The following is a 12,443-nucleotide window of genomic DNA, read 5'->3' as shown; positions in this document are numbered from 1 at the left end:
GAGCGCGGTGGCGGTGGTGGACGGAGTGGTGGAGGTGACGCTCGCGTCCACGGCGGTGGCCATGGCCACGGTGGGCCCACCGCCTCCGAGCAGTCCAGGAGGCCCGGGCAAGTGGGTGCAGGTGAACGAGTCGATGTCCGGCCGGGCCCGCGATTATCAGGCCCAGGTGACGGGTGCGCCGAAGGGCTCCGCGTATCGGGTCAAGCGAGGGGACGAAGAGGTCGACTTCGACGGCTATGACCTGGATGAGAACGCTCTGCTGGAGGCCAAGGGCCCTGGATACGAGAAGTTTCTTGATGATGGGCCAAGCTTCAAGTCGTACTTCCAGGGCGAAAAGAGCCTGCTACAACAGGCACGTCGTCAGTTGCGTTTGGCCAGGGATACTCCTGTGCGCTGGATTGTCGCGGAGGAGCGGTTCGCGATGGTGCTCAGAAGGATGTTCGCCCAGGAGCTCATCGACATCGAAGTCGTCCTGCGTCCAGCCAAGGTCGTCACCCCATGATCGAGTCCTATTTCGCAGGTGCTTACTGGAAGGGACGCAGTGAATCCGTTGAGCAATGTGCTCGGCGTGCCTCGGCGTTCTTCCAGTTCCTGGGCCGCATCGAACCGACCTGGAACCGCTGGTGTGAAACGGCGGAATCCTTCGAGGAAGCAGTTCAAAAGCAGGTCGCCACGGACGTGGATTCGCTGCGCAAGCACTTCAACAGGAAGGACTGCCAGCTCGGGGATGCCTTTCAGTATTGGCTCTGGGCGGGTGCTGGACCTGATGAAACATCGAGTGTTTCCGGAATGTGTGGCTCCGCGGATCCCTGGACCCCCTCGTCCTGTGTCCTGTCTCCGCCTGAGCAAGGTCCGCTCTCAGAACGCATCCTGACCGCAACCATGCTTTCCCAGCTGCTTCGGGAGATGGCGCACATCTGGGAGCCAGAGTTTGGTCTCGCCACTTCGAGTGATCACCTCGTGAGCATGTCCTCGCGGACCAAGATGGGGACCCTTCCTGGCTGGGTCATGTACCTCTCCCGCCAGCGAGGCACCGTGCCGCCGCTCCCCGCTCCTGTGCGCGTTGAGCCCGTGGGAGACCTGGGAACCCTGGTGGTCCTCACCCCGGAACGCTTCACCGTGACGAATCCGGACCACGTCGCGCTGGCCTCCCAGGTTCAACAGGTGCTCGACGCGGCGGGCCTGCTGCATCCCTTGCGGCCCATCAGCTGACCCCGTCCGCCAGGAACACCTCCGCCGCTCCTGCCTGACCCCGTTCCTGCGCCTCCATCCGGTGGAACGCCGTGAGCGTCCGGGCCAGGCCGTCCACGCCGCCGAACTGGAACGCCAGCTGCGTGTCGTAGCGGACGCAGCCCTCCACCTTCTTCGCCAGGTGCTCCGTGATGTCCACCGCCAGGGGGCGCAGGCCCTGGGGCACGGCCGCGTCGGGCCAGGCCTTCGGTTCGCGCACGGCGTAGGGCGTGTCCCGGTAGTAGAGGACGCGGTTCGCGGGGAGGCCCAGCTCCTTCACGGCTCGCACCACCTGCACGTGGTCCACGTGGCTCCCCAGGGCCTGGGCACGAACACCCGATCCGGCTTCAGCTCCCGCAACACCGGCTTCAGACAGGCCGCCACCTTCGCTTCGATGACGTCATCGGGTCGCGGCGGCTGGAACAAGGCCTCCGGGCTCTCGTAGCCCCGGTGCGGCGCTTCCTCCAGGTCCCCCCAGCTCAGGTGGTCCACGCCCATGCAGGCCGCGAAGGCGCGGTCCTCCTTGCGCCTCAGGGCCATGTAGTCCACGTCCGGCCCCAGCCCCTTCGCGGTCTGGCATTGCAGCGCGAAGCCCTTCGGCTCCGGCACCGACCGCGTGAAGACGGTGGCGAGCGCCACCTTCCACCCCTTCGCCTTCAATGCCGCCAGCGTGCCGCCACAGGAGAAGGCCACGTCGTCCAGGTGCGGCGACACGAACAGGGCCGTGCTCATAGCAGGTGCGGCGCCGCCCGGAACCGGCACGCCGGATCCGCGCGCTCCTGCGTCGTCGCCGGGTCGTACAGGTGCGTCCACCGCGTGTCCGGCCGCGTGCCCGTCAGCTCCGTGTACACGCCCTGAATCCTCCGCCCCACCGCCCGCCACGAGTACAGCTCCCGCACCTCGCGCAGCGCCGTGGCCGCCAGCCGCTTGCGCAGCGGCGCGTCGTCCATCAGCCGGCCCATCGCCTCCGCCAGCGCGGCGCTGTCCTTCGGCGGCACCAGCAGCCCGTCCCGCCCGTCCTCCAGGCAGTCCACCACGCCCACCGCCCGCGTCGACACGATGGGCAGCCCGGACGCCATCGCCTCCAGCAACGTGTTGGAGAACCCTTCCGAATACGTGGGCGACACGAACAGGTCCCCGCTCCGGTACAGGTCCGGCGCCTCCGCGTAGGTGGACACCCCCGTCAGCTCCACCACGCGCTGGAGCCCTTCCGCCTCCACCCTCGCGCGCACCGCCTCCACGTCCGGCCCAATCCCAGACACGCGCAGCCGGAACGTCCGCCCGTCCGCCACCAGCCGCCGCACCGCCTCCAGCAGCTCCATCACGCCTTTCCGGGCGTCCACCCGGCCGTGGTACAGCCACACCGGCACGTCCCGCGTCCCACCCAGCGCCGATTCATCCCTGGGGTGGAAGCGCTGCGTGTCCGTGGCGCCGGGGACGATGGTGAACCGCTCCAGCGGCGTCCCGTGGTGCCCGCTCACCTCCTCCGCGAAGGACCTGCTCCCAATCAGCAGCGCCCCCGCGTGGCCCAGCACCGCGAGCATCGCCTGCTTGTGCGTCCCGCAGCACGTCCCCACCCAGTGCCCGTCCCCTCCCTGGATGGAGACGACGTTGGGCAATCCCAGCCGCCTGGCCGCCTCCAGCGCCGCCAGTCCACACGGATAGCCATACTGCGCGTGGATGAGGTCGAAGGGCCGGCGCCGGTGCTCGCGGACCACCGTGTCCACCATCACCTCCAGGTCCTGCTCGAAGCTCGCCGGCTGGCCCTGGTTGATGCGCTGCTCGCCCAGCGATTCGCAGCCCAGCACGTGCGCGCCCGGGATGCCCGGCGGCGGCCCGCCTCCGTACACCGCCATGCCGGCAGGGTCGTTGCGGTACTGGCTCACCATCGTCACGTCGTGCCCGCACGCCACCAGCTCCCGCACCAGGTTCAGCGCATAGACGCTCATCCCGGAGATGGCCGGGAAGAAGCGCCGGGAGATGAAGCAGATCCGCAGCCCGTTCACGCTGTTCACGCCGCCACCTCCGCGCCCGTCGGCAGGCGCTCCCTCAGCCACTCCAGTGCCCGCGGCACCAGCTCGTGCGCCCGGTGCGCGTCCCGGGACAGCTCCACGCACACCAGCCGTTCGTAGCCTGCCCGCGTCAGCTCGCGCAGGACCGACGGCACGTCCACGTCCCCCTCACCAAACGGCAGGTGCTCATGCACGCCGCGCTTCATGTCCTCCAGCGCCACCGTGCCCAGCACCTGGGCGAACTCGCGCACCGCCTGCGCGGGCGTCCGCTCCTGCGTCACCAGCAGGTGCCCCACGTCCAACGCCAGCCGCACGCCGGGCACCCGGGCCTGCAGCTGGCGCCAGCCATCCACCGTCTCCACCAGCATCCCCGGCTCCGGCTCCACCGCCAGCACCACGCCGTGCGCCGCCGCGTACTCGGAGAGCCGCGCCACCCCGTCCACCAGCCAGGGCCACGCGGCCTGCTCCGTCACGCCCGCGCGGGGCACGCCCGCCCAGAAGGACACCGCTTCGCCCCGGCACGTCGCGCACACGTCCACCGCGCGCTTCAGGAACTCCAGCCGCCGCGCCCGGCCCTGCGCGTCCGGGGTGATGAGCGTGGGCTCGTGCTTCTGGCGTGGGTCCAGGAGGAAGCGCGCCCCCGTCTCCACCACCAGCCCCAGGCCCAGCCGCTCCAGCCGCGCGGCCAGCTGCTCCGTGCGCCGCTCGAAGTCCGGCGCGAACGGGTCGAAGTGGTGGTGGTCCAGCGTCAGGGCCACGCCGTCGTAGCCGCTGTCCGCGATGAGGCCGAGCGCGTCCTCGAAGCGATGATTCGACACGCCGTTGGTGTTGTACGCGAAGCGCAGCGCCATGGCTCACTGCCCCCCGAAGCGACGGCTGGCGAGCACCTTCGGCACCGCGTGGCGGTCCGGCTCCCGGTAGAGCGCGTACAGCCGCCCCACGCGCGCCTCCGCCAGCCGCACGTTGAACCAGACGGGGCCGCCCAGCCGCTCCTCGGCCTCCGGCGTCAGCCGCACCGGCTGCGCTCCCGCGGGCGGCGCCCCAGGCCCACCAGCGGGTCCCTGCGCTCCAGGAGCCGCGCCACGTTGCGCTCGCCCACGCGGGAGTACGTCATCGTCTCCACCTCCAGGCCCGGCACCAGCGCCTTCACCACGTGCACCTGGCGGCCCGGCGGCGACAGGTCCGCGACCAGGATGTCGAAGCCCGCCGCGTGCAGCTGCCGCACCACGTGGTCGCACCGCAGCGACGGGTCCTCCACCACGGGCGAGCGGGGCAGGTCCTCGAAGCGCACCTTCTGGCGGACCATCAGCGTGCACGCCGTCAGTTCGCGGAGCGCCGCGGCCGGCATCCGCGCCCACTCCACCATCGCGTTCAGCGCGCGCGGCTCCTCCGCCTCCAGGTCCACCTGCGGCACGAAGCGCTCCATGTATTCCGGCGTCGCGACCCGGGCCACGTGGTTCAGCGGCCCGTGCATGAAGGCCTTGCGCGCGCGCGAGCAGGCGTACTCCAGCAGCGCCTTGCGCAGCGCCCGGTCCCGGTCGGGGTCGGCCGCCTCACCGCACGCCGTCACCATCAGGGGCTGGTCCCCCACGGACAGGTCGCGGCCCACCACGTACAGGTTCACCAGGCCGAAGTCCGTGCTGGCCAGCTTCGCCATCACCTCCACGCCCGCGCGCTGGTAGCGCTCCCGCAGCTCGCGCACGTCCGGCGCCAGGTCCGCGCCCTCCAGGTCCAGCACCACGCCCTGGTCCATGGCGCGGTACATGAGGCCGTTGCCGTCGCGCTGGATCAGCTCCAGCAGGCCGTGCGCCAGCGCCTGGGGCCGCGTCAGCCCCGCGCCCTGGCCGTTGGTGATGGGCGTGATGAGCGGCGCGCGGCCTGCAGGTGCCCGGGGTGGATGGCGACGTACTCCTCCGGCACCAGCACCCGCTCCCCGGTGGCCAGCCGCTGCACCTCCACCCAGACCAGGGGCATGTCGGGCGTGTACGGACTGCCCGCGGGCAGCCCCAGCGTGAGCGGATCCACCACCGCCGTGGGGCCCCTGGCGCGCACCAGCGCCGTGTGGCTTCCGTGCACGCGCGGCATCCGCTGCATCGCGTACTCGCAGAAGGTCTCCTCCACCAGCTCGCCCAGCGCGCCCACGCGGGCCTCTTCGTCCGTGCGGCCGTAGCCGTTGCCGTGCAGCACCGCGCCGGGACCGTTGCCCAGCCGCAGGCTGGCGGAGGCCACCGGGATTCCCAGCCGGTCGATGGGGTCGATGCGGAACATCTGCAGGGCGCCGGTGGACACGGCGCGGTGGTAGGCATCCAGGGCTCGGGCAAGGGTCATGACAGTTCCTCCAAGGGCAGGGGACGGGTGTGCGGCATGCCCGCGAGCAGCCGGTCGAACAGCGCCAGCGCGTGCTCGCGGGTGACGCCGCGGGCGAACTCGAACGGGGTGAAGACGTTCTCGAACGGGAGCTGCTTGAGCACCGCGCGGTAGCGGCGCAGCTCGCCGTGGCTCAGCGGAATCGCGTAGTGGAAGCCCTTGTGGCACGACAGCGCCGTGGGCCGGCCCTGCGCGTCCAGGTCCACCTTCAGCGCGTCGCCGCAGAACAGCGAGCGGGTGCTCGCGTCGTACAGCACCGTCTGGCCCTCGTAGTGGCCGCCCACGCAGTGCAGCGTCAGGTCCCTGGCCAGCTCCTGCTCGTCGTCCACGGGCCAGCGCACCTGGAAGGCCTTGCTGTACGGGACGGCGTCCCGGTGCAGCACGAGCAGCGGGTCGAAGCGCTCCTGCAACTGCCACAGCGCCCCGAAGCCGTGCGGGTGCGACGCGGACAGCACCTGGATGCCGCCCAGGACTTCAATGAACTCCAGCGCGGGCCGCGAGTACCAGGGCGCGCCCTCGAAGGCGACGTTGCCCTCCGGCCTGCGCAGGAGCCACCCCGTGGAGCCCAGGCCGAAGGGCGGCGTGCAGGAGAAGCCCCAGATGCCGGGCAGCGTCTCCTCCCAGCGCGTGGCGAGCCGCTCCGACACCTGGCCCGTCGTCTGGAACTCCCAGCCGTCGCGCGGCAGCGCGTTGCGCACGTCCAGGCAGGTGGGGCAGCCCGTGGGCTGCGTGCGCGGGAAGCCCGGCTGCCACGTGCCGCAGTGGGTGCAGGCGTAGCGGGTCAGTGACATGACGGATACGCCTTCCCGTCCTGCGTCGCCTGCGTCAGCAGCCCCACGAGCCGCACGTCGCGCTCCGGCGCGTACGGCTGCGGACGGCCCTCCAGCACGCACGCGGAGAAGGTCTCCGCCTGGTTGAGGAAGGGGCTGCGGTCCTCCTCCGGCGACAGGTGGAGCCACGTCTCCTCGCCCGTCCTCGCGTCGGTGAGGGACAGGGAGCCGCCGGGCGTCTGGCCCATGGTCTTGTACGCCAGCGCGCGCGCCTTCGTGCCAATGAGCTCCAGCGTGCGCCGGGGGTACGCGTCCGGGCAGTTGTAGGCCACCTGCAACAGGCCCAGCGTGCCGCTCCGGAACTGGCCCATCAGCACCGCGCCGTCGTCCACGGCGTACGCGTGCACGCGCCGCTGCGTCATGGCGGAGAGCGACTCCCACTCGTCGCCCAGCACCACCTCCAGCAGGTCCAGGCCGTGCGGCGCCAGGTCAATCATCGCGCCGCCGCCGGCCTGTTCGGGGTCGATGCGCCAGTTGTCCGGCGTCCAGTCCGCCGGCAGCCAGCAGGCGTAGTGGATGCGCGCCTGGGTGACGGTGCCCAGCACGCCCTCCTTCACCAGCGTGCGCAGCTTGCGGTGCGCCGCGTGGTGGCGCTGGTCGAACGCGGTGGCGTAGTGCACGCCCGCGCGCTGGCACGCGGACACCATGCGCAGGCCGTCCCGGGGCGTGACGGCCATGGGCTTCTCACACAGCACGTGCTTGCCCGCCGCCGCGCACGCCTCCGTCATCGCCGCGTGCAGGTGGTTGGGCGTGGCGATGTAGACGGCCTCCACGTCCTTGTCCGCCAGCACCGACCCCAGGGCCGTGTACCGGGCGACGTCGTCCGCGGGGATGCGCAGCAGCGCCTCCGCGTTCGCGTCGCACAGCGCCACCAGCCGCGCGTTGCTCGCGCCCTGGAGCGCCGGGATGACGTAGTCCCGCGCCACCCAGCCACAGCCCACCACCGCCCAGCCCAGCCTGTGGGCCTTCGGCTTCGCCTCCAACATGCGCACCGCCTCGTCTTCAGAAGGTTCAGGGGAAGGTTCAGGAAGCCGCCGCCCGCTCAGGGCCACACCCCGGCTTCACGCAGCACGCCGTCGCCGAAGGCCTGGAGGGGACCGGGGTGGATGAGCTCCAGGTCCTCCATCGCCTGGCGCAGGGTGAAGCCCGCCGCGCGCGCGTGGGCCTCCAGCTCCAGCACCCGGTCCAGCGCGTCCGACGCGTTGAAGGCGCGCGCCTCCGCCGAGTCCACGTTGCCGGTGAGCGCCAGCGCCTGCCGCACGACGCCGGCCAGCCGCTCCGGCAGCGTGGCCAGGGCCTCCTGCGTGAGGCGCTTCATGACGGGCTCCAGCAGGTCGCCCAGCAGGGCTTCACCGCCGTAGCCCGCGTCCGGCAGCGCCGCGTTGAAGAGGTGATGCGAAAGCCCCGCCACGAAGGGCAGGGCCGGGGCCGCGCCGAAGCACGGGGCGACGAGCACCGCGCCCACCGCCACCGGGATGTCGTGCGCCGCCTCGCGCGACGCGCTCAACACCGCGGCCACGCGCTCCGGCAGTCCGTCCAGCGAGCTGCTCCCCCCGCGTCCGGCACCGTGGCGAACACGCCGCGCGCCAGCATCGTGCGCCGGGGCGACGCGAAGAAGAACGCGCCCGCGTCGTAGTCGCGCAGGAGCCGCGCCGACAGCGCCTCCTGCTCCCGCGCCACGGCCGGCGCGCCCACCACGCCGTCCACCGTCCGCGCGTCCTGCTGACGTCCAATGATTTTGGTATCAGGAATCATTCTCAACTCGGGGCGATGCGTGGAGGGAAGGCGGGTAGGGGAGGGCGGCGTCGTGGGCGGGCTAGACGCCCAGCGTGGCGCCGCCGTCGATACACAGGTCGTGCATCGTGATGTGCCGGGCCTGGTCGGACGCGAGGAACACCACCGCGTCCGCGATGTCGTCCGGCGTGGCGATGCGGCGCAGCGGGATGCCCGTGCGGTAGGTGTCCAGCGAGCCCTGGATGACGGCCTCGCGGCCGGAGTCATCCGTCCACATGCCCCGCTGCATGGCGGTGTCGGTGGAGCCGGGGGACACGACGTTGCAGCGGATGCCGTGCTGGGCCAGCTCCAGCCCCAGGCACCGGGTGAACATGGTGGAGGCGGCCTTGGACGCCGCGTAGGCCGCCATCTGCATGCGCGGCACGCGGGCTGCGTTGGAGCCCACCGTCACGATGACGCCGGAGCGGCGGGGCACCATGTGCTTCGCCACCGCGCGCGAGACGTGGAACACGCCGTGGGTGTTGACCGCGAAGGTGGCCATCCACTCCTCGTCGCCCTGCGTGAGCACCGGGCCCACGCGCAGGATGCCCGCCACGTTGGCCAGCACCTGGATGGGCCCCAGCCTGGACTCGATGTGCCCGATGGCGGCCTCGATGCCGTCCTTGTCCCGCACGTCCACCGGGAACGCGGTGGCCTTCAGGCCCTGCTGGCGCAGCTCCGCCACCAGCAGCTCCAGCCCGGCGGCGTTCTGGTCGAACACCGCGACAGGCAGGGTGCGCGCCAGCTTGCGCGCCACCGCGGCGCCAATGCCTTGCGCCGCGCCCGTCACCACCGCGTGCCCTGTCATTGAAGCCATCACCCGCTCGCCCGGATTGTTTGGATGAATATGAGAACGGTTCTCATTTTCAGAATCGGGAAGTGCCATGCTCATGAATTCCTGTCAAGGAGGCTCAGGCGTGGAACCGTTCACGGAGCACCTCGCCGGCGGCGGCGATGGTGTGATCGATCTGCTCCACGGTGTGCACGGCGCTGATGAAGTTGAGGTCGCGGCGGAGGAGGACGCCCCGGCGGGCCATGCCGGCCTGGAAGGGGATCATCTTCTCGATGTGCTCGGGGATGACGTGGCTGAAGCGGAAGAAGGGCACGGCGTCGTAGCCGATGACCTCCAGCGTGGAGCCCGTCTCCCGCGCGTGGGCGTTGACGCCGTCGCGCAGGCGGCGGCCCAGGCTGGCGATGTGCTCGATGGAGTTCGTGCGGCGGTACTCGCCGATGACGGCCTCGCACACGGCCAGGGAGAGCATCTCGCCGCCGAAGGTGGTGGACACCTGGAGCTCGCTCAGGCGGGAGAGGTACTTCTCCGGGCCCGCGATGGCGGACAGGGGCATGCCCGCGGCGATGCCCTTGGACAGGGTGACGAAGTCCGCCCGCACGTCGAAGTACTGCTGCGCGCCGCCCAGGGCCAGACGGAAGCCGGTGACGACTTCATCCAGGACGAACATCACGCCGTGCCTCGCGCAGGTCTCCTTCACCCGGAGGAGGAACTCGCGCGTGAGGGTGCGGTTGTACGGGAGGGCCAGGAGCAGGCACGCCAGCTGGGGACCGTGCTGCTCCAGGTGCATGATGAGCCCGAGCTCGTCCGGGGCCGTGAAGAGGGGCAGCCGGGTGGTGAGCTTCGCCACCGTCGGGGGCACGCCCGGGGTGTCGTACATGAAGTGGTCGTGCCAGCCGTTGTAGCCCACGGTGACGATGCGCTCGCGGCCGGTGAGGTGGCGCGCCAGGCGCACGGCGGCGGAGGTGGCGTCCGCGCCCGTCTTGAAGAAGCGGGCCATCTCCGCGCCCGGAATCACCTCCACCAGCGCCTTCACGGAGGACACCTCCACCGGCGTGGGCAGCGAGTGGATGATGCCCTCCGCCAGGTGCTTGCGGATGGTCTCCGTGACGGCCGGGTGGTTGTGGCCCAGCATGTTGGCGCCCAGCGCCTGGATGTAGTCGATGTATTCCTGGCCGTCCGCGTCCTCCACCAGCGCGCCGTGGCCCTTCGCGAGGAACACGGGGAAGGCGCCGGGGGCGAAGTGGTCCGGCTTCTTCATCATCGTCTGGGTGACGCCGGGGACCCACCGGCGGGCCTCGGCGAGCAGCTGGTGGGAGCGCTCCAGCTTGAGGTCACCCACGATGGGGCGGGGCAGGGACGGGTGACGCGGTGCTGTCTGGGACATGGCGGGTCCTGGTGAGGGGTGGAGAGGGATTCAGGGCGCGGGCGAAACGTCCAGCCGCACGGCGCGGCCCGCGAAGGACCACAAGAGACCGAGCGCGAGCGCGGACACGCCCACCGCCAGCCAGCCCAGCCGCGCGAAGCCGATGAGCGTGCCGTCCGGCGCGGTGCTGAGCGCCAGTCCGCCCATCCACGCGGCGAGCCCGGAGGCGCCGTCGCTGGCGGCCATGTTGACCGCGAGGTAGCGGCCCCGCAGCGACGGCGGCACCCGCGACGCGACCAGCGCCATGGTGGGGATGGCGCGGCCGGAGGTGAGCGTCATGAAGAGCACGAACACCAGGGCCACCACCGGCAGCGGGGACGGCGGCAGGTGCGTGAAGAGCAGGTGCGGCCCCATGGTGGCGACCAACAGGAGCGCCAGCACGCGCGCCGGGCCCAGGCGGTCCGCCATCCGGCCAATCCCGCGCGAGCTCACGAACGTGGCCGCGCGCCCGCCAGGTACACCCACGGCAGGTCCGTGAGGGACAGGCCCACGTTGCCCACCATGAACGCGCCCAGGTAGGGGATGAGCAGGAAGCTGGCGAACACCACCGTGAAGGTGAGGCCCCAGCCCAAGGCCAGCCGGGGCGTGAGGCCCGGCGTGGACGCCCCTGCGCCGGACGCCTGGGACAGGTGCCCGTCCACGCGCGGGAGGAAGCGCAGCAGCAGGAGCCACACGGCGCCCGCGACAGCGGCGAGGGCGATGAACGGCGAGCGCCAGCCCCCAGGTTCGCGAGGCCCAGCCCCAGCGGCACGCCCGCCACGGCGGACAGGGCGTAGGCCGTCATCACGGTGCCGATGGCCTGGCCCCGGCGCTCCGCGGGCACCACGTCGCTGACGATGTGATGACGACCGCGCCCATCAGCCCCGCGCAGGCGCCGGCCACGGTGCGCGCGATGAGCAGCCCCGAGGCCCCGGTGGCCGCGCCGCACAGGAGCGTGGCCGCGATGAAGCCCGCGTAGAGCAGGAGCAGCGTGCGCTTGCGCTCCAGGCGATCCAGCCAGAACACGCCCAGGACGCCCATGGCCGCGGACGCGAGCGTGTACGCGGACACCAGCGCTCCGAACCGCGTCGCCGACAGCCCCAGCCGCTGCATCAGGAGCGGGCCCAGCGGCATCAGCATCATGAAGTCGACGACGTGGGTGAACTGCACCGCGGCCAGCAGCCACAACAGCGGGCGCTCTCGCGCGGCGGGGGATGGAGCACTCAAGACAATCACCTGAATCCAGACACACGCCGGCCCCGGCCCCGCCCGGCAATGCCAGACAGGGCTCGGCCAGGCCCGGACGCGCTGCGCGCCGGACCGCCGTGAGCAGTCGCTATGTGGCGAATGATAATGAGAATCATCTTCATAAAAACTTCCGGAGTCAATGGGAAAGCGGGTTCCGTCACGGAATCATCTGGCGGCGGGTTTGCACGCTTCGTCTGGCTTGACGGGGTGGAGGCGGGGCGGAAGGGTGGGTGCCGAGCACCGTTTCCGTCCCCGTTCCCCTCCACCCAGGAGTCGATGGTGAAGAAGCTCGTCAACGCGCCGCGCGCAGTGGTCCAGGAGATGTTGGAGGGGTTCGTGGCGCTCGCTCCGGGGCAGGCGTTGCTGGAGGGGGAGACGGTGGTGGTGCGCTCGGACGTGCCGGCGGCGCTGGCGGCGCGGAGGGTGGCGGTGCTGTCGGGTGGAGGCAGCGGGCACGAGCCGGCGCATGCGGGCTACGTGGGGACGGGGATGTTGCACGCGGCGGTGGCGGGGGACGTGTTCACGTCGCCCAGCGCGGACGCGGTGCTGGCGGCGATCCGCGCGGTGGCGGGGACGGCGGGCGCGCTGCTCATCGTGAAGAACTACACGGGTGACAGGCTCAACTTCGGGCTCGCGGCGGAGCTGGCGCGGGCGGAAGGAATCCCCACGGAAGTGGTGGTGGTGGCGGACGACGTGGCGCTGAGGGAGACGGTGGAGCCCGAGCGGCGCCGGGGCATCGCGGGCGTGGTGCTGGTGCACAAGGTGGCGGGGGCCGCCGCGGCGGCGGG

At 71.5% G+C, this 12,443-nt stretch carries 19 protein-coding genes; 3 read left to right on the top strand and 16 right to left on the bottom strand.

The genetic code is table 11. The features are described from left to right. A partial coding sequence (locus ACLEQD_RS24335; RefSeq protein ID WP_410387167.1) for a restriction endonuclease fold toxin 5 domain-containing protein occupies window positions 1-502 on the top strand: 502 nt, incomplete at its 5' end. Then, on the top strand, window positions 499-1,212 hold the full coding sequence (locus ACLEQD_RS24330; RefSeq protein ID WP_410387165.1) for an immunity 52 family protein: 714 nt from the start codon (window positions 499-501) through the stop codon (window positions 1,210-1,212). The genes ACLEQD_RS24335 and ACLEQD_RS24330, both read left to right, overlap by 4 nt. Here the strand turns inward: ACLEQD_RS24330 and ACLEQD_RS24325 are convergent. The 16 genes from ACLEQD_RS24325 to ACLEQD_RS24250 form a co-directional block, all read right to left on the bottom strand. Continuing rightward, on the bottom strand, window positions 1,205-1,510 hold the full coding sequence (locus tag ACLEQD_RS24325) for a hypothetical protein (RefSeq protein ID WP_410387163.1): 306 nt from the start codon (window positions 1,508-1,510) through the stop codon (window positions 1,205-1,207). The two genes, ACLEQD_RS24330 and ACLEQD_RS24325, sit on opposite strands and share 8 nt — an antisense overlap. Continuing rightward, window positions 1,507-1,962, bottom strand: a complete 456-nt coding sequence (locus tag ACLEQD_RS24320) for a PIG-L deacetylase family protein (RefSeq protein WP_410387161.1) — start codon at window positions 1,960-1,962, stop codon at window positions 1,507-1,509. Before ACLEQD_RS24320 ends, ACLEQD_RS24325 begins: the two co-directional genes overlap by 4 nt. Next, a complete protein-coding gene (locus tag ACLEQD_RS24315) occupies window positions 1,959-3,245 on the bottom strand; it encodes a glycosyltransferase family 4 protein (protein WP_410387159.1) in 1,287 nt (428 codons plus the stop codon). Before ACLEQD_RS24315 ends, ACLEQD_RS24320 begins: the two co-directional genes overlap by 4 nt. Then, a complete protein-coding gene (locus tag ACLEQD_RS24310; protein WP_410387157.1) occupies window positions 3,242-4,093 on the bottom strand; it encodes a sugar phosphate isomerase/epimerase family protein in 852 nt (283 codons plus the stop codon). Before ACLEQD_RS24310 ends, ACLEQD_RS24315 begins: the two co-directional genes overlap by 4 nt. A gap of 3 nt (window positions 4,094-4,096) precedes the next feature. Next, a complete protein-coding gene (locus ACLEQD_RS24305) occupies window positions 4,097-4,258 on the bottom strand; it encodes a hypothetical protein (protein WP_410387155.1) in 162 nt (53 codons plus the stop codon). Next, window positions 4,249-5,073, bottom strand: a complete 825-nt coding sequence (locus ACLEQD_RS24300) for a YcaO-like family protein (RefSeq protein WP_410387169.1) — start codon at window positions 5,071-5,073, stop codon at window positions 4,249-4,251. Before ACLEQD_RS24300 ends, ACLEQD_RS24305 begins: the two co-directional genes overlap by 10 nt. Continuing rightward, complete coding sequence (locus ACLEQD_RS24295; RefSeq protein ID WP_410387154.1) at window positions 5,070-5,570, bottom strand: YcaO-like family protein; 501 nt, start codon at window positions 5,568-5,570, stop codon at window positions 5,070-5,072. The genes ACLEQD_RS24300 and ACLEQD_RS24295 overlap by 4 nt, the downstream gene beginning before the upstream one ends. Beyond that, window positions 5,567-6,400, bottom strand: a complete 834-nt coding sequence (locus ACLEQD_RS24290) for a hypothetical protein (protein ID WP_410387152.1) — start codon at window positions 6,398-6,400, stop codon at window positions 5,567-5,569. The genes ACLEQD_RS24295 and ACLEQD_RS24290 overlap by 4 nt, the downstream gene beginning before the upstream one ends. Further along, the gene (locus ACLEQD_RS24285; protein ID WP_410387150.1) at window positions 6,391-7,425 is read right to left on the bottom strand and encodes a Gfo/Idh/MocA family protein; all 1,035 of its coding nucleotides are present in this window, start codon (window positions 7,423-7,425) and stop codon (window positions 6,391-6,393) included. Before ACLEQD_RS24285 ends, ACLEQD_RS24290 begins: the two co-directional genes overlap by 10 nt. 56 nt (window positions 7,426-7,481) lie before the next feature. Then, a complete protein-coding gene (locus ACLEQD_RS24280) occupies window positions 7,482-7,958 on the bottom strand; it encodes a hypothetical protein (RefSeq protein ID WP_410387148.1) in 477 nt (158 codons plus the stop codon). Then, window positions 7,943-8,194, bottom strand: a complete 252-nt coding sequence (locus ACLEQD_RS24275; protein WP_410387146.1) for a hypothetical protein — start codon at window positions 8,192-8,194, stop codon at window positions 7,943-7,945. Before ACLEQD_RS24275 ends, ACLEQD_RS24280 begins: the two co-directional genes overlap by 16 nt. Window positions 8,195-8,255: 61 nt before the next feature. Beyond that, a complete protein-coding gene (locus ACLEQD_RS24270) occupies window positions 8,256-9,029 on the bottom strand; it encodes a 2,3-dihydro-2,3-dihydroxybenzoate dehydrogenase (RefSeq protein WP_410387144.1) in 774 nt (257 codons plus the stop codon). A gap of 94 nt (window positions 9,030-9,123) precedes the next feature. Further along, entirely contained in the window at window positions 9,124-10,389 is a 1,266-nt protein-coding gene (gene mxcL / locus ACLEQD_RS24265) for a myxochelin B biosynthesis transaminase MxcL (protein WP_410387142.1), read from the bottom strand. A gap of 30 nt (window positions 10,390-10,419) precedes the next feature. Next, window positions 10,420-10,836, bottom strand: coding sequence for a hypothetical protein (locus tag ACLEQD_RS24260; protein ID WP_410387140.1), 417 nt, complete (start codon window positions 10,834-10,836; stop codon window positions 10,420-10,422). Between the two features lie 20 nt (window positions 10,837-10,856). Then, the gene (locus ACLEQD_RS24255; RefSeq protein WP_410387138.1) at window positions 10,857-11,102 is read right to left on the bottom strand and encodes a hypothetical protein; all 246 of its coding nucleotides are present in this window, start codon (window positions 11,100-11,102) and stop codon (window positions 10,857-10,859) included. A gap of 109 nt (window positions 11,103-11,211) precedes the next feature. Further along, entirely contained in the window at window positions 11,212-11,634 is a 423-nt protein-coding gene (locus tag ACLEQD_RS24250) for an MFS transporter (protein WP_410387136.1), read from the bottom strand. A gap of 300 nt (window positions 11,635-11,934) precedes the next feature. Here ACLEQD_RS24250 and ACLEQD_RS24245 point away from each other — a divergent pair. Further along, the coding region (locus ACLEQD_RS24245) for a dihydroxyacetone kinase subunit DhaK (RefSeq protein ID WP_410387134.1) at window positions 11,935-12,443 on the top strand (509 nt) is incomplete at its 3' end.

The organism is Corallococcus sp. 4LFB, from assembly GCF_046520365.1.
GTDB lineage: Bacteria > Myxococcota > Myxococcia > Myxococcales > Myxococcaceae > Corallococcus > Corallococcus caeni.
Note: the sequence above shows the minus strand (reverse complement) of the source record. Positions and strands in the feature narration are given on the sequence as shown.

Excerpts from the sequence above, each read along its gene's own strand:
- ACLEQD_RS24320 (WP_410387161.1), bottom strand. The coding sequence starts at position 1,962 with ATGAGCACGGCCCTGTTCGTGTCGCCGCACCTGGACGACGTGGCCTTC.
- ACLEQD_RS24285 (WP_410387150.1), bottom strand. The coding sequence starts at position 7,425 with ATGTTGGAGGCGAAGCCGAAGGCCCACAGGCTGGGCTGGGCGGTGGTG.
- ACLEQD_RS24330 (WP_410387165.1), top strand. The coding sequence starts at position 499 with ATGATCGAGTCCTATTTCGCAGGTGCTTACTGGAAGGGACGCAGTGAA.
- ACLEQD_RS24295 (WP_410387154.1), bottom strand. The coding sequence starts at position 5,570 with ATGACCCTTGCCCGAGCCCTGGATGCCTACCACCGCGCCGTGTCCACC.
- ACLEQD_RS24260 (WP_410387140.1), bottom strand. The coding sequence starts at position 10,836 with ATGGCGGACCGCCTGGGCCCGGCGCGCGTGCTGGCGCTCCTGTTGGTC.
- mxcL (WP_410387142.1), bottom strand. The coding sequence starts at position 10,389 with ATGTCCCAGACAGCACCGCGTCACCCGTCCCTGCCCCGCCCCATCGTG.
- ACLEQD_RS24290 (WP_410387152.1), bottom strand. The coding sequence starts at position 6,400 with ATGTCACTGACCCGCTACGCCTGCACCCACTGCGGCACGTGGCAGCCG.
- ACLEQD_RS24275 (WP_410387146.1), bottom strand. The coding sequence starts at position 8,194 with ATGATTCCTGATACCAAAATCATTGGACGTCAGCAGGACGCGCGGACG.
- ACLEQD_RS24270 (WP_410387144.1), bottom strand. The coding sequence starts at position 9,029 with ATGGCTTCAATGACAGGGCACGCGGTGGTGACGGGCGCGGCGCAAGGC.
- ACLEQD_RS24310 (WP_410387157.1), bottom strand. The coding sequence starts at position 4,093 with ATGGCGCTGCGCTTCGCGTACAACACCAACGGCGTGTCGAATCATCGC.